The organism is Pseudomonas chlororaphis subsp. aurantiaca (genome assembly GCF_013466605.1).
Taxonomy (GTDB): Bacteria; Pseudomonadota; Gammaproteobacteria; order Pseudomonadales; family Pseudomonadaceae; genus Aquipseudomonas; species Aquipseudomonas chlororaphis_I.
In genome coordinates, this window is record NZ_CP059162.1 from 1,820,299 (window position 1) to 1,839,043 (window position 18,745).

At 63.2% G+C, this 18,745-nt stretch carries 17 protein-coding genes; 12 read left to right on the forward strand and 5 right to left on the reverse strand.

Annotation, left to right across the window (positions count from 1 at the left end; all coding sequences use genetic code 11):
* Nucleotides 1–185 precede the first annotated feature (185 nt).
* From H0I86_RS08305 to gcl, 3 genes are all read right to left on the reverse strand, one after another.
* On the reverse strand, nt 186–1,076 hold the full coding sequence (locus H0I86_RS08305) for a 2-hydroxy-3-oxopropionate reductase (protein ID WP_180924663.1): 891 nt from the start codon (nt 1,074–1,076) through the stop codon (nt 186–188).
* A 111-nt stretch (nt 1,077–1,187) separates the two neighbouring features.
* A complete protein-coding gene (gene hyi, locus H0I86_RS08310) occupies nt 1,188–1,970 on the reverse strand; it encodes a hydroxypyruvate isomerase (RefSeq protein ID WP_180924664.1) in 783 nt (260 codons plus the stop codon).
* A gap of 137 nt (nt 1,971–2,107) precedes the next feature.
* Complete coding sequence (gene gcl / locus H0I86_RS08315) at nt 2,108–3,883, reverse strand: glyoxylate carboligase (protein WP_180924665.1); 1,776 nt, start codon at nt 3,881–3,883, stop codon at nt 2,108–2,110.
* Between the two features lie 264 nt (nt 3,884–4,147).
* On the opposite strand from gcl, the gene H0I86_RS08320 reads away from it, so the two are divergent.
* Complete coding sequence (locus H0I86_RS08320; protein WP_180924666.1) at nt 4,148–4,588, forward strand: GlcG/HbpS family heme-binding protein; 441 nt, start codon at nt 4,148–4,150, stop codon at nt 4,586–4,588.
* Between the two features lie 120 nt (nt 4,589–4,708).
* Here the strand turns inward: H0I86_RS08320 and H0I86_RS08325 are convergent, their stop codons facing one another.
* Nucleotides 4,709–5,317, reverse strand: a complete 609-nt coding sequence (locus H0I86_RS08325) for a TetR/AcrR family transcriptional regulator (RefSeq protein ID WP_180924667.1) — start codon at nt 5,315–5,317, stop codon at nt 4,709–4,711.
* 136 nt (nt 5,318–5,453) lie between these two features.
* Here H0I86_RS08325 and H0I86_RS08330 point away from each other — a divergent pair, with 136 nt between their 5' ends.
* Nucleotides 5,454–6,380 carry a DUF808 domain-containing protein gene (locus H0I86_RS08330; protein ID WP_180924668.1) on the forward strand — a complete coding sequence of 309 codons (927 nt, stop codon included), beginning with the start codon at nt 5,454–5,456 and terminating at the stop codon, nt 6,378–6,380.
* Between the two features lie 51 nt (nt 6,381–6,431).
* On the opposite strand, the gene H0I86_RS08335 is transcribed toward H0I86_RS08330, so the two are convergent.
* On the reverse strand, nt 6,432–7,847 hold the full coding sequence (locus tag H0I86_RS08335) for an aminotransferase-like domain-containing protein (RefSeq protein ID WP_009047750.1): 1,416 nt from the start codon (nt 7,845–7,847) through the stop codon (nt 6,432–6,434).
* Between the two features lie 274 nt (nt 7,848–8,121).
* Here H0I86_RS08335 and H0I86_RS08340 point away from each other — a divergent pair, with 274 nt between their 5' ends.
* From H0I86_RS08340 to H0I86_RS08385, 10 genes are all read left to right on the forward strand, one after another.
* The gene (locus tag H0I86_RS08340; protein WP_180924669.1) at nt 8,122–9,126 is read left to right on the forward strand and encodes an SGNH/GDSL hydrolase family protein; all 1,005 of its coding nucleotides are present in this window, start codon (nt 8,122–8,124) and stop codon (nt 9,124–9,126) included.
* A gap of 185 nt (nt 9,127–9,311) precedes the next feature.
* Nucleotides 9,312–11,489, forward strand: coding sequence for an iron-containing redox enzyme family protein (locus H0I86_RS08345; RefSeq protein WP_180924670.1), 2,178 nt, complete (start codon nt 9,312–9,314; stop codon nt 11,487–11,489).
* 16 nt (nt 11,490–11,505) lie between these two features.
* On the forward strand, nt 11,506–12,549 hold the full coding sequence (locus H0I86_RS08350) for an inosamine-phosphate amidinotransferase 1 (protein WP_180924671.1): 1,044 nt from the start codon (nt 11,506–11,508) through the stop codon (nt 12,547–12,549).
* A 14-nt stretch (nt 12,550–12,563) separates the two neighbouring features.
* A complete protein-coding gene (locus tag H0I86_RS08355) occupies nt 12,564–13,190 on the forward strand; it encodes a LysE family translocator (protein WP_009047754.1) in 627 nt (208 codons plus the stop codon).
* Between the two features lie 65 nt (nt 13,191–13,255).
* Nucleotides 13,256–15,097, forward strand: a complete 1,842-nt coding sequence (locus H0I86_RS08360) for a carbamoyltransferase family protein (protein ID WP_124312949.1) — start codon at nt 13,256–13,258, stop codon at nt 15,095–15,097.
* Nucleotides 15,098–15,131: 34 nt separating this feature from the next.
* Complete coding sequence (locus tag H0I86_RS08365) at nt 15,132–15,275, forward strand: hypothetical protein (RefSeq protein WP_007931463.1); 144 nt, start codon at nt 15,132–15,134, stop codon at nt 15,273–15,275.
* A gap of 27 nt (nt 15,276–15,302) precedes the next feature.
* Complete coding sequence (locus H0I86_RS08370) at nt 15,303–16,625, forward strand: aspartate aminotransferase family protein (RefSeq protein ID WP_180924672.1); 1,323 nt, start codon at nt 15,303–15,305, stop codon at nt 16,623–16,625.
* Between the two features lie 61 nt (nt 16,626–16,686).
* Nucleotides 16,687–17,289, forward strand: coding sequence for a formyltransferase family protein (locus H0I86_RS08375; RefSeq protein ID WP_180924673.1), 603 nt, complete (start codon nt 16,687–16,689; stop codon nt 17,287–17,289).
* Nucleotides 17,290–17,369: 80 nt separating this feature from the next.
* Complete coding sequence (locus H0I86_RS08380; RefSeq protein WP_007931466.1) at nt 17,370–17,999, forward strand: LysE family translocator; 630 nt, start codon at nt 17,370–17,372, stop codon at nt 17,997–17,999.
* An 89-nt stretch (nt 18,000–18,088) separates the two neighbouring features.
* Nucleotides 18,089–18,694 (forward strand): LysE family translocator, encoded by a 606-nt coding sequence (locus tag H0I86_RS08385; protein ID WP_009042782.1) that lies wholly within the window; start codon nt 18,089–18,091, stop codon nt 18,692–18,694.
* Nucleotides 18,695–18,745: the final 51 nt, after the last annotated feature.

Genomic DNA, 18,745 nt, shown 5'->3' on the forward strand with positions numbered 1-18,745 from the left:
GCGGGCTCCCGGATTTCTTGTTATTCGAGGTGTGGCTGTAACGCAACCTGTAGCCGCTGCCGAAGGCTGCGATAAGGTTCGAAGAACCTTCCTGCGATGTGCAAGTGCACGCCTGCTGCGTCGGAGTGCCGCCCAAGTCGATCGCAGCCTTCGGCAGCGGCTACAGGGGATTTCCTGGCGTTCTCTTACTTGTCGCGGATCGAGAAGTTCGCCATGTGTTCCAGGCCCTTGATCAGCGCCGAGTGGTCCCAGTTGCTGCCGCCGATGGCCGCGCAGGTGCTGAACACTTGTTGGGCGTTGGCGGTGTTCGGCAGGTTGATGTTCAGTTCCTTGGCGCCTTGCAGGGCCAGGTTGAGGTCCTTCTGGTGCAGGCTGATGCGGAAGCCGGGGTCGAAGGTGCCCTTGATCATGCGCTCGCCGTGCACTTCGAGGATCTTCGAGGAGGCGAAGCCGCCCATCAGCGCCTCACGCACCTTGGCCGGGTCGGCGCCGTTTTTCGCGGCGAACAGCAGGGCCTCGGCCACCGCCTGGATGTTCAGGGCGACGATGATCTGGTTCGCCACCTTGGCGGTCTGGCCGTCGCCATTGCCGCCGACCAGGGTGATGTTCTTGCCCATGGCCTGGAACAGCGGCAGGGCGCGCTCGAAAGCCTGGCTGTCGCCGCCGACCATGATGCTCAGGGTCGCCGCCTTGGCGCCGACTTCACCACCGGACACCGGGGCGTCCAGGTACTGCGCGCCTTTTTCGTTGATCCTGGCGGCGAAGGCCTTGGTCGCGGTCGGCGAGATCGAACTCATGTCGATCACCACCTTGCCTGGGCCGACGCCCGCGGCCACACCGTCGGCACGGAACAGCACGTCGTCGACCTGCGGGGTATCCGGGACCATGACGATGATGAATTCGGCTTCCTGGGCCACTTCCTTGGGGCAGGCCAGGGCGACCGCGCCGGCGGCGACCAGGTCGGCCGGGGCCGCGTCGTGGTGCTGGGACAGGAACAGGCTGTGACCGGCTTTTTGCAGGTTGGAGGCCATTGGGTGACCCATGATGCCGGTGCCGATGAATCCGATTTTAGCCATGAGAAAATCCTCTCTTGTTATTGCTCTAAAGGTCGCGGGGTGCGCGGGCATTCGTCTCGCGAGCGGGCGGCGATCCGGCTTGCCCGCGATGAACGATGACGCGGTGCCCGATCAGATTGCGTTGTGGCTCTTGAGCCAGCCCAGGCCGGCTTCGGTGGTGGTCAGCGGCTTGTATTCGCAGCCGACCCAGCCCTGGTAGCCGATCTTGTCCAGGTGCCCGAACAGGAAGTGGTAGTTGATCTCGCCGGTCCCCGGTTCGTTACGCCCCGGGTTGTCCGCCAGCTGGACATGGTTGATCGCGTCCAGGTGGCCGGATAGGGTGCGGGCCAGATCGCCCTCCATGATTTGCATGTGGTAGATGTCGTATTGCAGGTACAGGTTGCTGCTGCCGACCTGTTCGCGGATCGACAGGGCCTGGGCCGTGTTGTTCAGGTAGAAGCCCGGGATGTCGCGGGTGTTGATCGCTTCCATCACCAGCTTGATGCCCGCGGCCTGGAGTTTCTCGGCGGCGTACTTGAGGTTGGCGATAAAGGTCTTTTCCACCGTGGCATCGTCGACGCCTTGTGGGCGGATGCCGGCCAGGCAGTTGATCCGGGTATTGCCCAGCACCTGGGCGTAGGCGATGGCCAGGTCGACCCCGGCGCGGAACTCTTCGACCCGGTCCGGCAGGCAGGCGATACCGCGCTCGCCTTTCGCCCAATCGCCCGCAGGCAGGTTGAACAGCACTTGGGTCAGGCCGTGGGCGTCGAGTTGCGCCTTGATTTCGGCGGAGCTGAATTCGTAGGGAAACAGGTATTCGACACCACTGAAGCCGGCCTCGGCGGCGGCCTTGAAGCGAGCGAGGAAGTCCTGTTCGGTGAACAGCATGGACAGGTTGGCGGCAAAACGCGGCATGGTGGTCTCCTGTAGAAGTATCAATCCCTGTAGCCGCTGCCGCAGGCTGCGATAAGGCCGAAGGCCTTTGACGATCCTGAGATCTTGCGCATCCTGCGGATGCGATCGCAGCCTTCGGCAGCGGCTACATAGGGGTGTCAGTCGAGCAGGGAAATCGCGGTCGGGGCGTCGTTGCCGACCAGAGCCAGGTCTTCGAATTCGTTGACCGCGTTGATCTCGGTGCCCATGGAGATGTTGGTGACACGCTCCAGGATGATCTCGACGATCACTGGCACCTTGAACTGTTCGAGCATTTCCTGGGCCTGGCGCAGGGCCGGCTGGATGCCCGCAGGCTCGAATACCCGCAGCGCCTTGCAGCCCAGGCCTTCGGCGACCGCGACGTGGTCCACGCCGTAGCCGTTGAGTTCCGGGGCGTTGAGGTTGTCGAAGGACAGCTGCACGCAGTAGTCCATGTCGAAACCGCGCTGCGCCTGGCGGATCAGGCCCAGGTAGGAGTTGTTCACCACCACGTGGATGTACGGCAGCTTGAACTGCGCGCCCACGGCCAGCTCTTCGATCATGAACTGGAAGTCATAGTCGCCCGACAGCGCCACCACCTTGCGGCTCGGGTCGGCCTTGACCACCCCCAGCGCCGCCGGAATGGTCCAGCCCAGCGGGCCGGCCTGGCCGCAGTTGATCCAGTGGCGTGGCTTGTACACGTGCAGGAACTGCGCACCGGCAATCTGCGACAGGCCGATGGTGCTGACATAGCAGGTGTCCTTGCCGAACACCTGGTTCATCTCTTCATACACACGCTGCGGCTTGACCGGCACGTTGTCGAAGTGAGTCTTGCGTTGCAGGCTCGACTTGCGCTGCTGGCAATCCTGCAGCCAGGCGCTGCGGTTCTTCAGCTTGCCGGCGGCCTGCCATTCGCGAGCGACTTCAATGAATACGGTCAACGCCGAACTGGCGTCGGAAACGATGCCCAGGTCCGGGGTGAATACCCGGCCGATCTGGGTCGGCTCGATGTCCACGTGGATGAACTTGCGGCCCTCGGTGTAGACGTCCACCGAGCCGGTGTGGCGGTTGGCCCAGCGGTTGCCGATGCCCAGGACCACATCCGACTTGAGCAGGGTGGCGTTGCCGTAGCGGTGGGAGGTCTGCAGGCCGACCATGCCGACCATCTGCGGGTGATCGTCGGGGATGCTGCCCCAGCCCATCAGGGTCGGGATCACCGGGATGCCGGTCAGTTCGGCGAACTCCACCAGCAGTTCGCTGGCATCGGCATTGATGATGCCGCCACCGGCGACCAGCAACGGCCGCTCGGCCTGATCCAGCAGGGCCAGGGCCTTTTCGACCTGGACCCGGGTCGCCGAAGGCTTGGCCAGCGGCAGTGGCTGGTAGGCGTCGATGTCGAATTCGATCTCGGCCATCTGCACGTCGAACGGCAGGTCGATCAGCACCGGACCGGGGCGGCCGGAGCGCATTTCATAGAAGGCTTTCTGGAACGCGTAAGGCACCTGGCCCGGTTCCAGGACGGTGGTCGCCCATTTGGTCACCGGCTTGACGATGCTGGTGATGTCGACGGCCTGGAAGTCTTCCTTGTGCAGGCGGGCCCGTGGGGCCTGGCCGGTGATGCAGAGAATCGGGATCGAGTCGGCCGAGGCGCTGTACAGGCCGGTGACCATGTCGGTGCCGGCAGGGCCGGAGGTGCCGATGCACACGCCGATGTTGCCGGCTTTGGTGCGGGTGTAGCCCTCGGCCATGTGCGAGGCGCCTTCAACGTGGCGAGCGAGGACGTGATCGATGCCGCCGACCTTTTGCAGGGCGGAGTACAGCGGGTTGATGGCGGCACCCGGGATGCCAAAGGCGGTATCGACCCCTTCACGGCGCATCACCAGAACGGCGGCTTCGATTGCTCTCATTTTGCTCATTGTTTTGTACCTCTTACGTTTTGTAATTGTATACAAGTGGCTTTTTGCGGAGTGTATTCACGGCGAGCGTTGCAGGTCAATCCATTTTCTCTCGAGCTTGGATGCGTTCGTCCGGTACCGATAAACAGGCGGCTTTTCGTCGGAATCAGGAATTTGCGAAAATTATTGTATACAAAATAAAAATTTGTTGTGCTCTATTTGTTGTGTGGATCTTCTTATCGGAACACCCCGATTTCTCCCAATAACAAAATAAGGACGGCACCCATGAGCGCTTTAACCTTGAACGTTGCAGTCAGCCTGGCCGGCAAGGCCCTGGCCTTTGGCCGTGAGATCAGCGCGGCACCCTTGACCATTGCGGTGCTCGATGCCGGCGGGCATCTGGTGACCTTGCAGCGCCAAGACGGGGCCAGCCTGCTGCGGCCACAGATCGCTATCGGCAAGGCCTGGGGCGCGATTGCCCTGGGCAAGGGCTCGCGCCTGCTGGCGCTGGATGCGCAGCAGCGGCCGGCCTTCATTGCCGCGCTCAATAGCCTGGGGCAGGGCAGCGTGGTGCCGGCACCGGGCGGGGTGTTGATTCGTGATCAGCAGGGGGAGGTGGTGGGGGCGATCGGCATCAGCGGCGACACCTCGGACATCGACGAGCAATGTGCGATCAGCGCCATCGAGGCGCAGGGCTTGCAGGCGGATGCGGGCGTGAGCGCCTGATCTGTAGCCGTGTAGCCACTGCCGTAGGCTGCGATCGCACACAACGTGTGCGCAAGATCTGAAGATCGCTGAAGGCCTTCGGCCTTATCGCAGCCTGCGGCAGCGGCTACAGGGGCTGGCTTACTTGTCCGTTTCGCAGCCCTTGAGCACCAGGCGGATGATGGTCTGGGCGGCGGCTTCGTAATCGGACTCGTCCAGCTTGGTCTTGCCGGTCACCACCGAGATCTGCCAGTCGAAGTCGGCGTAAGTCTGGGTCGCGGCCCAGATGCTGAACATCAGGTGGTGCGGGTCGATGGGCGCGATCTGGCCACGATCGATCCAGGTCTGGATGCAATCGATGTTGTGCTTGGCCTGGGCGTTGAGCTGCTCGACCTGGTCCGGGCTCAGGTGCGGAGCGCCGTGCATGATCTCGCTGGCGAACACCTTGGAGGCGAAGGGCAGGTCGCGGGAGATGCGGATCTTCGAGCGGATGTATCCGCTCAGTACTTCGCTGGGCACGCCGTCGGCGTTGAACGGGGTCGAAGCCTGGAGGATCGGCTCGATGATGCTTTCCAGGACCTCGCGGTAGAGGTTTTCCTTGGACTTGAAGTAGTAGTAGACGTTGGGTTTGGGCAGCCCCGCCTTGGCCGCGATGTCGCTGGTTTTGGTCGCAGCGAAGCCTTTGTCGGCAAACTCTTCACTGGCGGCACGCAGGATCAGTTCTTTGTTGCGCTCGCGGATGGTGCTCATAAACCAGGTGATTCCTTGCCTGTTCGGGCGGTTGCGCATGGTAGCACCGGCCTTGCGCGAGGCTCAAGAATGCCCCGCCGGCCCTCGTTGCGCGCTATGCTTCGCAACAATTTATGACCTCAAGGAACCCTGATCCATGGCCGGAAGCAGTTTGCTGGTGCTGATCGACGATATTGCCACGGTACTCGACGACGTGGCGCTGATGACCAAGGTGGCGGCGAAGAAGACCGCCGGGGTGCTGGGGGACGACCTCGCGCTCAATGCCCAGCAGGTTTCCGGGGTGCGCGCCGAGCGCGAGTTGCCGGTGGTCTGGGCGGTGGCCAAGGGCTCGTTCCTGAACAAGCTGATCCTGGTGCCCGCGGCGCTGGCCATCAGCGCCTTCGCGCCCTGGCTGGTGACGCCGCTGCTGATGCTCGGCGGTGCCTACCTGTGCTTCGAAGGCTTTGAAAAGCTCGCCCACAAGTTCCTCCACAGCAAGGCCGAGGATCAGGCCGAGCACCAGCAACTGATCGAAGCCGTGGCGGACCCGGCCACCGATCTGGTGGCTTTCGAGAAGACCAAGATCAAGGGTGCGATCCGCACCGACTTCATTCTCTCGGCCGAGATCATCGCCATTACCCTGGGCACCGTCGCCGACGCGCCGTTGATGCAGCAGGTGGTGGTGCTTTCGGGCATCGCCATTGTCATGACTGTCGGGGTGTACGGCCTGGTGGGCGGTATCGTCAAGCTCGACGATCTCGGCCTGTGGCTGGCGCAGAAGCCGGGCCAGGTGGCGAAAAGCATCGGTGGTGCGATCCTGAGCGCAGCGCCCTACATGATGAAAAGCCTCTCGGTGATCGGCACCGCGGCCATGTTCATGGTCGGCGGCGGCATCCTGACCCACGGTGTGCCGGCGGCGCATCACTGGATCGAGACTGTCACGGCGTACACGGCCGAGGCGGTTGGCGGGGTTTCGCTGATCATGCCGACGCTGCTCAATGCCGTGGCCGGCATCATCGCCGGCGCCGCGGTACTGGTCGTGGTGTCGCTGGGTGGCAAGTTGTGGCGCGCGGCCAGGGCCTGATTCGTTTAAAGCCCTCGCCGCTGCAGGACGAGGGGCGGTGGCGAGGGGCTGTCAGGCGGGGAGCAGTTGCGCGACCGCCAGGCCGATCTTGTTGATCGCCTGTTCGATCTTGCGATTGGGCACGCCGGCAAAGTTCAGCCTGAGGCAATTGCGGTACTTGCCGGCCGCGGAAAAGATATTGCCGTTGGCGATCTGGATGTCCTCGGCTTCCAGCAGCCGGTTCAGGGTGTAGGTGTCGAACTCGTCCGGCAACTCGACCCACAAGGTGAACCCGCCCTGGGGTTTGCTGACCCGGGTGCCTTCCGGCAGGTAGCGGCTGACCCACTCGGTCATCAGGTCGCGATGGCGCTGGTACTGTTTGCGCATCCGCCGCAGGTGCGGCAGGTAATGACCCTTGGCAATGAATTCGGCCACCGCCAGCTGTGGCTGGGTCGCGGTGGTGCCGGAGCCGACGTATTTCATGTGCAGCACTTGTGGCAGGTAACGCCCCGGGGCGATCCAGCCGATCCTCAGGCCTGGCGCCAGGGTTTTCGAGAACGAACTGCACAGCAGCACGCGCCCGTCGTCGTCGAATGACTTCAGGGTGCGCGGCCGCGGGTAGCGGAACGCCAGGTCGCCATAGATATCGTCTTCGATGATCGGCACGTCGTAGCGCTGGGCCAGGCGGATCATCGCGCGCTTGCGATCGTCCGGCATGATGTAGCCCAGCGGGTTGTTGCAATTGGGCGTGAGCTGGATGGCCTTGATCGGCCACTGTTCCAGGGCCATTTCCATGGCTTCCAGGCTGATGCCGGTGACCGGGTCGGTGGGAATCTCCAGGGCCTTGAGGCCGGCGGCCTTGAGCAGCTGGATGATGCCGTGGAAGCAGGGGGAGGCGATGGCCACGATGTCGCCGGGTTCGCACAGCGCGCGGATAGCGATGGACAGGGCTTCCTGGCAGCCGCTGGTGACGACGATTTCCGCAGGTGTCAGGCGGCAACCGGAGTCGACGCCGAGGCGGGCAATCTGCTCGCGCAGGCTCAGCACACCTTGCAGGTGGTTGTATTGCAGGCTTGGGCTGTCACTACGCCGGCTGATCCGCGCCAGGGCGGTCAGCAGCGGCTTGAGGGTCGGCGCCGTGGTGTCGGGCATGCCGCAGCCCAGTTGAATGGCATTGGCGTTCTGCTCCTGGCGCATCAGGTCCTGCACCAGGTCCCACTGGGAAATATCCACAGGCCGCAACGACGGCCGTCCCATCTTCGGCAGTTCCGGCAAACGCCGGCCGGCCGGGACGAAATAGCCCGACTTGGGCTTGGGAATAGCCAGGCCCGAGCTTTCCAGGACCCGATAGGCCTGTTGCACGGTGGTGAGGCTGACGCCGTGCTCGAGGCTCAGGGCCCGCACCGAAGGCAAGCGCTCCCCCGGCCCGTATAACCCTTGCTCAATGCGGCTGCTGATGTATTCGGCGAGATTCAGGTATCGAGTCATGCGGGGGACTGTAGCGACTCATCTGTCGTATAAAAAGTTACAGATTTCACTTTTTTTGAAAATTTTTCAGGGTGAAAAGGCAATCTGTACTGAGAAAAATCATCCGTCGTGTACCTATAAGACAGTGATTGCCTTTGGGAAGATGGCCCGCATCGCGCTGTACTGGTTGTTCTTAAATACAGTCGCGGCGCAATTCAGAGTCTCCCGGGCAACGTGTAACGGGCTTCCCCTTCAGGCTACTTTAGACGATGACTTCTCAAGGAAGAGCAGGGTAATGACGGCAAGGATCAAACTGACTCCGCAGATGGCTGAGTACGAGCAGAAGTTCACCGATGGTGGTGAGGTTCGCTGGCTGCCTTATTTGATGTATTTCCATCCTACCGACCACCGTTCGGAGGTGGTCAATACAGATGCCTCGGGCTTCCGTTATTCGGAACTGCTGGGCATACAGTATTCAGTGGCCAATAGCCGCCATGCCAAGAGCGTGCGGGTGCTGGCCGGTAGCTCGACCGTGTTTGGCATCGGTGCCAGTTCGGACGCCTGGACACTGCCGTCGCGCCTGGCCGAGAACGATCCGGACAGCAAGCCCTGGATCAACTTTGGCGGACGCAGCTTCAACTCGACCCAGGAACTGACGCTCTTCACCCTTTACCGTCATTTGCTGCCCAAGGTCGACGAGATCGTGCTGTTTTCCGGGTTCAACAACCTGGGGCTGGCCCGCCAGCCACAAAGCAGCCGTGGCGAACACGGCGCTTTCTTCAACTGCAACCAGTTCTTCGATGCCATGCGTCCGGAGTCCCAGGCGCCCAAGCGTGGCATGTTCCGCGCCTTGCTCGGCAAGGAACAGGAAGAGCCGGCGCCCGAGCCGCCACCGACCATGGAAGAGCAGATCGAATACGCCGCCGACCTGACCCTGCGTCACCTGGATACCTGGCGCGCGCTGGCGGTCGATATGGGCGCCAAGCTGACCTTCATTCTGCAGCCGCTGGCCGGCTGGGTCCGGGAAAAGGGCTGCGACGAGGAAGAACAGCTGTTCGCCGAGCTGGATCGCGCCGGCAGTTTCAGCGAGGTCTATGGCGACATCCTGCAACCCAGCGTCTGCGAGGCCTATGCCGCCCGCCTGCGCGAGGGCGCCCAGAAGATGGGCGTGCGCTTCGTGAACATCACGCCGCTGCTGTCCGAGGCCCTGCGGCCTGAACAGTGGTTGTTCGTCGACCGTATTCACTTCACCGACCAGGGGAATGATTTCGTCTCGAAAATCATCCTCGATGTTCTTTAAAGGAGTCTGCCATGAGTTACATCAAGAGCTTGTTCCAACGCCTCTTCGGCAAGAAGAAAAAGAAGAAGCCGGACTCTTCGATCTACCCGATGTTCTGATTTCGACACCCGATGTCATTGCTTGCCGATGACTGAGGGCCGGCAATGGATTGCCTTGGTCTCCAACCTGGAAGGGAAGTAAACAGTATGTGGCGCCAGTTTTATCGATCAGTCAGCAACCCCGAGAGCTTTCTGGGGGATGTCAGTATTCGGCGCCTGATGGGCCTGGCCGCACCGGGGGAAACCGGTGCGGAGGGGCTGCCCGGGTTGCGGGTGCAGATCGAGCACTGGCGTGACGAGCAGGCCCGGGTTTACCGCGAACTGGCCAGCCAGGCTGCGGAGCTGGGCAACCAACGGGAATTCGCCGAGGCCCTGCTGGTGCACTCGGCGCCATTGGCCTCGGTGCTGGGCTGCTGGCTGCAAGGCATGAGCGCCCCCGGGGTCTTCGAGGACAGCGCGCAGCTCAAGCTCATGGAGCTGCTGGCCCACGACGTGGGCGTGGGGCGGCCCCTGGCATCGCGCGCCGATCACTTCAAATCGCTGTTGGTGCAGGCGGGGCTGACCGCCTATGCGGTTTCGCCGTTCGAGCTTTCCACGCTCCCCGACCTGCCCGACGAACTGTTCGAATTACCGGCATTGCTGCAAGCGATCAGCCGCCGCAGCGATGCCTTTGGCGACACCCTATGCGGCATCGATTATGCCTGGCGCGCCCTGGGGCTGAGCCCCTGGTGGGCGGTGCTGGACGCGCAGCAGCTGGACGTCCGCCGACTCGACCTGAACCAACTGGATGAAGGCGCGGACGACAGCTCGGCGCTGGAGATCTCCCAGTGGGTCTGCGAGCAGGTCGCCAACCAGGGCAACATTCGCCGCCTGCAACTGGAGACGGGCGCCCAGTGGTTGTTCGCGGCCCTGAAGACTTTCAACGAGCAGCTGCTGGTGCATTGTCGGGCCGCGGTATCGCCCGAGCGCCTGATGGGCAAGATGATCCAGCGCATGGCTCGGGCCGGCGCGGTCTATCACCAGGATTACAAGATGGAAGGCCGCAGCCTGGCGCAGTGGCTGCGTGAGGCCCAGGTCGACCCCGTTCCGTTGCTGGAGATGCTTTCGCGCAGCCGCCTGATCGTGCCCGGCAACGCCGAGAAGAGCCTGCTGGTCAACACCCTGGTCGCGCCGAATGGGCGCATGTTCCGGATTTTCAGCGAGGCCGACCTGAGCGTCATCCGCAAATGGATCGATGGCCTGTCCGGCCCGATCCTGCGCGCAGAAGCGGTTGAAGTACCAGCGCCAAGCCCTTGCAATACAGTGGTTCCACAGGTGTTGGGCGAGGGCATTCTGGAGCAGGGCCAGTGGCCCAGGAGCCTGCGCGAGGCCTATTTCGTCTTGCAGGGCAGGGCGCTGGCGCCGCGTACCCAGGCTTTTGCCCAGGCGTATGTGACGCGCTGGCTGGAGCAGTCGCGCCGCTCGCTGCAAAACTCCGAACGCACCTTGCCCGAGTCCTGGAATGTCGGCGTATTGCGCGAATGGCTGCTGGACAAGCACGACCGCCACGGCCAGGAGTTCGAAGAAAGCGACCCGGCGGCCATGCCGTCACGCGAAGAAATCGTCGACTCCACCCTGCAACTGGCGCCGCTGACCCTGATCGATGGAGCCTGGCTGCAGGGCTTCACCGACCTGACTCTGGCTTCATCCCATGTCGGTTACGCATTGTTCCAGACCTACTGGGACGAGCTGGGCAACGGTTCCTATGCGTTGAACCATCCGAAAATCTACCGCGACGGCCTGCGCCAGATGGGGCTGGAGCTGGCGCCTACCGGTGCCCGCGAGTTCGCCGAAGATGAGCGGCTGCGCGAGGCGTCGTTCCGCTTGCCGGTCTACTGGCTGTGCCTGGGCAAGCTGCCGGTGACTTTCATGCCGGAAATCCTCGGCATGAACCTGGCGATGGAGCTGTCGGGGGTGGGCGGCAGCTACCGCTCGGCCCGGCGCTTCCTTCGGCACTACGGCTTCAGCACGGCGTTCGTTGACCTGCACAACACCATCGATAACGTCACCACCGGGCATTCGGCCTGGGCGGTGGACGCCATCGATGCCTACATGCGCCAGGTCGCCGCGTCGAAGCCGGCGGAACTGGCAGAACACTGGCAGCGGGTCCGCGTCGGCTACGAGTCCCTGGCACCGCAGCCGGACCGCCTGACGTCCTGGTTGCAGCGCCTGGGTATCGGCTCCGCGGGCGCGGTGCTGCCCCGGAGCAAGACGCGGGGCGAGGACCAGGCGCTGTTCCATCACGAACCTATTGTCCCTGCCGCGCCGGTTGGCGTAACGGCCTGAACATCAAGGAGTGTCCATGTCTCTGGTCAACGTGCACAACGAGTGGGATCCGCTGGAAGAAATGATCGTCGGCGTCGCCCAGGGCGCGCAGGTGCCGCGCCCCGACCGTGGCCTGTTCGCGCTGGATTACAGCGAGCAGCATGACTACATCGAGGACATTCCATCCGGCCCCTATCCGCAGCAGGTGATCGAGGAAGCCAGCGAGGACCTGGACGCCTTTGCCGCCTTCCTGCGTTCCCACGGGGTCATAGTGCGGCGCCCGGACGTCACTGATCATCGCGCGGTATTCGGCACCTCCGCCTGGAAAACCGACGGCGAATACAACTATTGCCCGCGGGATGTGCTGCTGCCCATCGGCCAGACCATCATCGAGGCGCCGATGGCGCTGCGCAGCCGCTACCTGGAACCGTTCGCCTATCGCCGACACCTGGCCGAATACTTTGCCAGCGGCTCCAACTGGATTTCCGCGCCCAAGCCGCAGCTGCTGGATAGCACCTACCGGATCAACCCCAAGAACGGCTCGATCATTGCCAATGACGAGCCGATCTTCGACGCCGCCAACGTGATCCGCGTCGGCGAGGACATCCTCTATCTGGTTTCGCGCAGCGGCAACGAACTGGGTTGCCAGTGGCTGCAGCGGGTGCTGGGCGATCGTTACCGGGTGCACCCGGTGAGTGGTGTGTATGACGGCACGCACCTGGACACCACCATCACCGTGGTCCGCCCGGGGCTGGTGGTGCTGTGTCCGGAGCGGATTCGCAAGGACCAGGTGCCGGCGCTGTTCAAGAACTGGGACATCATCTGGGCGCCGGAAATGGTCGACACCGGCTATTGCTGGTCCTACCCGCGCGCGTCGATCTGGCAGGGCATGAACTTCATCATGGTCAACCCGGCGCTGGCGGTGATCAACGACCAGCAGGTGCCGCTGATTCGCGCCCTGGAGAAACACGGTATCGATGTGGCGCCGCTGAAAATGCGCCATGCCCGCAGCCTCAGTGGCGGCTTCCATTGTGTGTCGGTCGACATTCGTCGCCGCGGCACCCTTGAAGACTATCGTTGAGCGGAGCCTGGGGCATGCAGAATCTGGACTACTACGCCGTCATCCTGTTCGCGATTTCCACCTGCGTGACGCCGGGGCCGAACAACGTGATGCTGATGTCCTCCGGGGTCAACTTCGGCATCAGCCGCACCCTGCGCCACGTTGCGGGCATCAATATCGGCTTTCCGCTGATGCTGATCGCGGTGGGGCTCGGCGCCGGCGCGGTATTCCATCGTTATCCCAGCCTGCACGACATCCTGCAGGTGATCGGTGCCCTGTACATGCTGTACCTGGCCTACCGGATCGCCACGGCGCCCACGGTCGATCTCGACGATCAGGGCGGGCGCCCGCTGGGCTTCACCGGCGCGGCGCTGTTCCAGTGGGTCAACCCCAAGGCCTGGATCATGGCGGTGGGCGCGGTCCTGGCCTACACCACGCCGGTCGGTTCCTACAGTGCGCAGATCCTGCTGATCGCCTTGATCTTCTTTCTCTTCGGTTCGCCCTGCTCGATGGTCTGGGTGCTGTTCGGACGTTATTTGCGGCGCTTTCTCAGTGAGCCGAACCGGCTCCGGCTGTTCAACATTTCAATGAGTGTGTTGTTGGTGGTGTCGTTGATTCCGGCATTAAAAAGCCTGCCGGTCTCAAGTTGGTTGCACGGATGACGGATTGTGCACAGACACAGGGAATTTCCATGGATTGGCATGAAGCTATGAGGATGAGCGTTTAAATGGCTACTTACGTATTAGGGATTTCGGCGTTCTATCACGACAGCGCCGCTGCGCTGGTGAAGGACGGGGTGCCGGTGGCTGCGGCCCAGGAAGAGCGCTTCACGCGGGTGCGGCACGACGCGGCGTTTCCGGCCAATGCCATCAAGTACTGCCTGGACGCCGAGGGGATCGGCCTCGATGAGCTGACCGCCGTGGTCTACTACGAAGACCCGCAGGAAAAGTTCTCGCGGATGATTTCCTCCTTCGCCAGTGGCGGCATCAGCGGCGCGCGCACTTTCATCAGCACCATGCCGGAATGGATCCGCTGGAAGCTCAACGTGCTCAAGTTCATCGACGAGAAGCTCGAGGAACTGGGACGTGGTACCGGACCGCTCACCATCGCCTCGCAGCACCACCGTTCCCATGCCGCGGCGGCGTTTTTCCCATCGCCGTTCGAACAGGCGGCGGTGTTGTGCATCGACGGCATCGGCGAATGGCATTCGACCACGATCTGGAAGGGCGACGGCTCCAAGCTCGACCTGATGAACTCGATTTCCTATCCGCACTCGGTCGGCCTGTTCTACTCGGCGTTCACCTATTACTGCGGCTTCAAGGTCGACTCCGGCGAGTACAAGCTCATGGGCCTGGCGCCTTACGGCCGGCCGATCTATGCCGACAAGATCCGCAAGGAACTGATCAACATCCGCGCCGACGGCTCTTTCACCTTGAACATGAAGTACTTCGAGTACCTGCGTGGCGAGCGCATGGTCGGCGAAGCGTTCGAGGAACTGTTCGGCGGTCCGGTGCGCAAGCCGGAGAGCCCGATCACCCAGCGCGAATGCGACCTGGCGGCCTCGGTACAGCAGGTGACCGAGGAAGTGGTGCTGGGGCTGGCCACTGCGGCCGTGCGGCAGACCGGTTACCGCAACCTGTGCCTGGCCGGTGGCGTGGCGCTCAACTGTGTGGCCAACGGTGTGCTCAGCCGTTCCGGACGTTTCGACGCGATCTGGATTCAGCCTGCGGCCGGCGACGCCGGTTGTGCCCTGGGGGCGGCCATGGACTATTCGGTCAAGCGCACCGGGCGTCCGCACCTGGGCAGCAAGAAGCTCGACGCCATGAGCGGCAGCCTGTTGGGGCCGGGTTTTGGCGATGAAGAGATCCAGGCGTTCCTCGACGCCAACCAGTATCCGTACCAGCGCTTCGAGGGTGCCGAGCTGTATGACGAAACCGCGCGGCACCTGGCCGACGGCGCCGTGGTCGGCTGGTTCCAGGGACGCATGGAGTTCGGCCCGCGAGCCCTGGGCGCGCGTTCGATCCTCGGCGATCCACGCAATCCCGAGATGCAGCGCACCATGAACCTGAAGATCAAGTACCGCGAATCCTTCCGGCCCTTTGCCCCGGCGGTGCTGGACGAGGATGCCCAGATCTACTTCGACATCTGCGAGAAGAGCCCGTACATGCTGATGGTTTCGCAGGTCAACGACTCGATCAAGACCGCCGAGTCGTTGCAGCCCGGCGGCCCCGAGCGTGGCCTGGGCAGCATCAACTCGATCCGTTCGCAGCTGCCGGCGGTGACCCACGTCGACCTGTCGGCGCGGGTGCAGACGGTGACCGAAGAAAACAACGCGCCGTTCACCCATCTGCTGCGCAGTTTCAAGAAGCGCACCGGCTGCTCGGTGCTGGTCAACACCTCGTTCAACGTGCGCGGCGAACCGATCGTGTGCAAGCCGGAAGAAGCCTACGCCTGCTTCATGCGCACCGAGATGGATGTGCTGGTGCTGGGCAGCTTCATTCTCGAGCGCACGACCCAGCCGGAGTTCGTCGAAGAGGTCGACTGGCGCAACGAGATCCCGCTGGACTGATCGCTCACTCACTTTTTATTCAGGAGACAAGGTCATGCTCAGGTTGCTTTCGTTGTTGATGTTCGCTGTGGTGTTGCTACCGATCGGCTGGGCGCGCCGGATATTCAATTCCTCGCGCTTCAGCCAGCGTTTCCATCAAGGCTCGACGGCGTGGGACCACCCGGAAAACACCCGTTAGGCCGCATAACTGCAAGGGCTCGGATCCATGTCAACGGTCATCTACAAGAACTTGAATGCCTCACCGATTCACGCCGTCAATGGTGCTGGGGTCTGGCTTGAGGATGCTTCGGGCAAACGCTACCTCGACACGTGCGGCGGGGTGGCCGTTTCCAGCCTGGGACATGGACATCCACGGATCGCCGCGGCCATCGAGCAGCAGGCGAAAAAACTCAGTTGGGCCCATGCCGGCAGCTTCACCACGGCCGCCGCCGAGGAGTTGGCGGACCTGCTGGTGGGGGCCTCCGGCGGGTTGGCCAAGGCGCAGTTTCTCTCCGGCGGCTCCGAGGTCATGGAGCTGGCGATGAAAATTGCCTACCAATATCAGTGCGAGCGCGGGCTGCCGGGCAAATCGATCTTTATCTCGCGGCAGCAGAGCTACCACGGCAGCACCCTGGGGACCCTGGCGATTTCCGGCAACCTCCAGCGTCGCGGGGTCTTCGAGCCGCTGCTCGGGCCCGCCGAATTCGTCTCGCCCTGTTATGCCTATCGCCATCAGGGCACCGATGAAAGCGATGAGCAGTACGGGACTCGCCTGGCGCTGGAGCTGGACGAAAAGATCAGGGCGCTGGGCAGCGACAGGGTGGCGGCGTTCTTCGCCGAGACCGTGGTCGGCTCCACCAACGGCGCGGTGCCGCCGGTGCCGGGGTACTTCCGCAAGATCAAGGCGGTGTGCGAGCGCCACGACGTGCTGCTGATCCTCGACGAGGTGATGGCCGGCATGGGGCGTACCGGCAGGTTCTTCGCCTACGAAGACGACGGCATCGTGCCGGACATGGTCGCGGTCGGCAAAGGCCTGGCAGCCGGTTACCAGCCGATCTCGGCGTTGCTGGTCAGCAGCCAGGTGCATGAGGCCATGGCGGGCAACTCCGGGGTGCTGGGCAACGGCCAGACCCACGTCAACCATCCGTTGGCCTGCGCCGTTGCGCTGGAGGTGCAGCGGGTCATCCAGGACGAGAACCTGCTGCCGGCCGTGCGCTTGCGCGGCGAGCAACTGCGCCACGGCCTGCGCGAGTGCCTGGCGCGCTTCGAGCATGTCGGCGATGTGCGCGGACGCGGCCTGTTCGTCGGCGTGGAGTTCGTTCAGGACCGGAACACCCGCGAGCCCTATCACGGTGGCGGCCGTTACGCCGCGAGCCTCAAGGCGCAGGCGCTGGAACAAGGGCTGCTGATTTATCCGGGCAGCGGAACCGCCGACGGTGTTCACGGCAACCACGTGCTGTTCGCGCCGCCCTTCATCTCCAGCGAGGCGGACATCGCCGAAATGGTCGAGCGCTTCACGGCGGTAGTCGAGGCCTGCCAGCAGGGTTAGCGGGGGAGGGCGGACCGGGTGTGTTTTCGAAATGTACCAACAGCCAATAGTGGAAAAGACTATGCAGACCATCGAACCATGCAAGGACAAAGTTCTATTGTCGGTGTGCACCATGGACTGGTGCGATCACGGCGTTGAATTCGCCAAGACGGTTTTTTCCAACCTGGAAGTGTTCTGTTGGGACCCGGGCGACCCCTATCCGTATCACCTGGAAGACTGGGAGGGCGACTGGATCATTTCCTATCGCGGCGACTTCATCTTCCCGCCGAGCATCTATCAGCGGGCCCGCAAGGGCGCGATCAACCTGCACCCGGCGCCGCCCAAGTACCGCGGCCTGGGCAGCCAGTACTACGCGATCTACTACCAGGACGAAACCTACGGTTCGACCTGCCATCACCTGGCGCCCTCGGTGGACAGCGGCGACATCATCCACGTCGCGCGTTTCAACATCGCCCCGGCGGAAACCGCGTCTTCGCTGCGCCTGCACGTCGGCGCCTATTGCCTGCAGCAGTTCATCCACCTGTTGACCGACTACATCCTGCAAGGCCGTCCGCTGCCGGTGTCGCCCGAGCGCTGGGGCGAGCGGCTGTACAAGCAATCCGAACTCAAACCCTGGATGGAAAAGATCCGGGCCGAAGAACCCGATCATCGCTGCTTCAAGTAGCGAGGATGGATGCCGGCCCGCGCGGGGCGGCATCCCGGTTGGTAAACCCTGCTCCCGCGACTTCTACGAGAGACCGTCAAATGTTTGATTTATCGAGCTTTGGTGCTGCTATGGCCGTTTACGTCATCGGAACCGCCAGCCCTGGCCCGGGTAACCTAGCGATTGCCAACACCTCGCTCAGCTACGGGCGTACCCCGGGGCTGGCGCTGGCGGCCGGGGTCATTTCCGGTTCGTTGTGCTGGGGCGCGATGACGGCCGCGGGCGTCTCGGCCTTGCTGATGTCCAACACCCAGGTGCTGGTCTGGCTGAAGATCCTCGGCGCCTGCTACCTGTTATGGCTGGCCTACAAATCCATCCGCGGCGCCCTGAGCTCGAGCGCGGTCAACCTCAATCGCGCCCGGGCCAAACAGAGCCGCACGCTGGGGTTCTACCTGCAAGGGCTGGGCATCCACCTGACCAACCCCAAGGCGGCCCTGACCTGGTTCACCGTGACCACTGTCGGCCTCAGCGCCACGGCACCCTCCTGGGCCAGCTTCGTGCTGGTGGGCAGCTGTGCGGTCGCCGGCTTCGTGATTTTCTGCGCCTATGCCCTGGCCTTTTCCGCGCGTTCGGCGGAGCCGTTTTTCGTCCGCACGCGCAAGGCTTTCGGCCTGGTCTGCGGCGCGTTCTACGCGATGGTCGCCGCGGGCTTCATCGGGTCCTTGCTGTAAGCGTGGATAAGCCTCGCCCGTGGCGATCGCCGGGGCGAAAACAATGACTCAGGGCTCTGTTCGGAGCATGTACTTCTCAGGATGACTGTATGCCGTTGTCGATCGACTTGTTGTTGGCTTTCGCCTTGTTTGCCTTTGTCACCTCGGTGACCCCCGGACCGAACAACACCATGCTGCTGGCCTCGGGGGTGAATTTCGGGTTCCGTCGCACGGTGCCGCATATCCTCGGGATCAGTTCGGGGTTCCTGGTGCTGGTGCTGGCCGTCGGCCTGGGCCTGGGCGCCGTGTTCGAAGCCTATCCGGTGCTGTACAAGGTGCTGCGCTACGTCGGTGCGGCCTATCTGCTGTACCTGGCCTGGAACATCGCCCGTTCCGGGCCGGTGTCCCAGGAAGTCGACGGCAAGGGCCGGCCGCTGGGGTTCTGGGGCGCCGCGGCGTTCCAGTGGGTCAACCCCAAGGCCTGGGTCATGGCGCTGGGGGCTATCAGCACCTACACGCCGTTGCAGGGTTACTTTTTCAACGTGGTGGTGATCGCCAGCCTGTTTGCCTTGATCAACGCGCCGAGCGTCGGGGTCTGGGCCGGGTTCGGCAGCGTGCTGCGCAATGTCCTGCGCGATCCGCGCTGGCTGCGCCTGTTCAACTACGGCATGGCCTTGCTGCTGGTGATTTCCTTGTTCCCGCTGCTGCAAGCCTGAGGGGCTTTCGCAGGGCGTTATGCCGCCACCCGCCGCAACCGGCGCGTGGCG

Coding starts and splice junctions, on each gene's coding strand:
- H0I86_RS08305 (WP_180924663.1), bottom strand. CDS start 1,076: ATGGCTAAAATCGGATTCATCGGCACCGGCATCATGGGTCACCCAATG.
- hyi (WP_180924664.1), bottom strand. CDS start 1,970: ATGCCGCGTTTTGCCGCCAACCTGTCCATGCTGTTCACCGAACAGGAC.
- gcl (WP_180924665.1), bottom strand. CDS start 3,883: ATGAGCAAAATGAGAGCAATCGAAGCCGCCGTTCTGGTGATGCGCCGT.
- H0I86_RS08320 (WP_180924666.1), top strand. CDS start 4,148: ATGAGCGCTTTAACCTTGAACGTTGCAGTCAGCCTGGCCGGCAAGGCC.
- H0I86_RS08325 (WP_180924667.1), bottom strand. CDS start 5,317: ATGAGCACCATCCGCGAGCGCAACAAAGAACTGATCCTGCGTGCCGCC.
- H0I86_RS08330 (WP_180924668.1), top strand. CDS start 5,454: ATGGCCGGAAGCAGTTTGCTGGTGCTGATCGACGATATTGCCACGGTA.
- H0I86_RS08335 (WP_009047750.1), bottom strand. CDS start 7,847: ATGACTCGATACCTGAATCTCGCCGAATACATCAGCAGCCGCATTGAG.
- H0I86_RS08340 (WP_180924669.1), top strand. CDS start 8,122: ATGACGGCAAGGATCAAACTGACTCCGCAGATGGCTGAGTACGAGCAG.
- H0I86_RS08345 (WP_180924670.1), top strand. CDS start 9,312: ATGTGGCGCCAGTTTTATCGATCAGTCAGCAACCCCGAGAGCTTTCTG.
- H0I86_RS08350 (WP_180924671.1), top strand. CDS start 11,506: ATGTCTCTGGTCAACGTGCACAACGAGTGGGATCCGCTGGAAGAAATG.
- H0I86_RS08355 (WP_009047754.1), top strand. CDS start 12,564: ATGCAGAATCTGGACTACTACGCCGTCATCCTGTTCGCGATTTCCACC.
- H0I86_RS08360 (WP_124312949.1), top strand. CDS start 13,256: ATGGCTACTTACGTATTAGGGATTTCGGCGTTCTATCACGACAGCGCC.
- H0I86_RS08365 (WP_007931463.1), top strand. CDS start 15,132: ATGCTCAGGTTGCTTTCGTTGTTGATGTTCGCTGTGGTGTTGCTACCG.
- H0I86_RS08370 (WP_180924672.1), top strand. CDS start 15,303: ATGTCAACGGTCATCTACAAGAACTTGAATGCCTCACCGATTCACGCC.
- H0I86_RS08375 (WP_180924673.1), top strand. CDS start 16,687: ATGCAGACCATCGAACCATGCAAGGACAAAGTTCTATTGTCGGTGTGC.
- H0I86_RS08380 (WP_007931466.1), top strand. CDS start 17,370: ATGTTTGATTTATCGAGCTTTGGTGCTGCTATGGCCGTTTACGTCATC.
- H0I86_RS08385 (WP_009042782.1), top strand. CDS start 18,089: ATGCCGTTGTCGATCGACTTGTTGTTGGCTTTCGCCTTGTTTGCCTTT.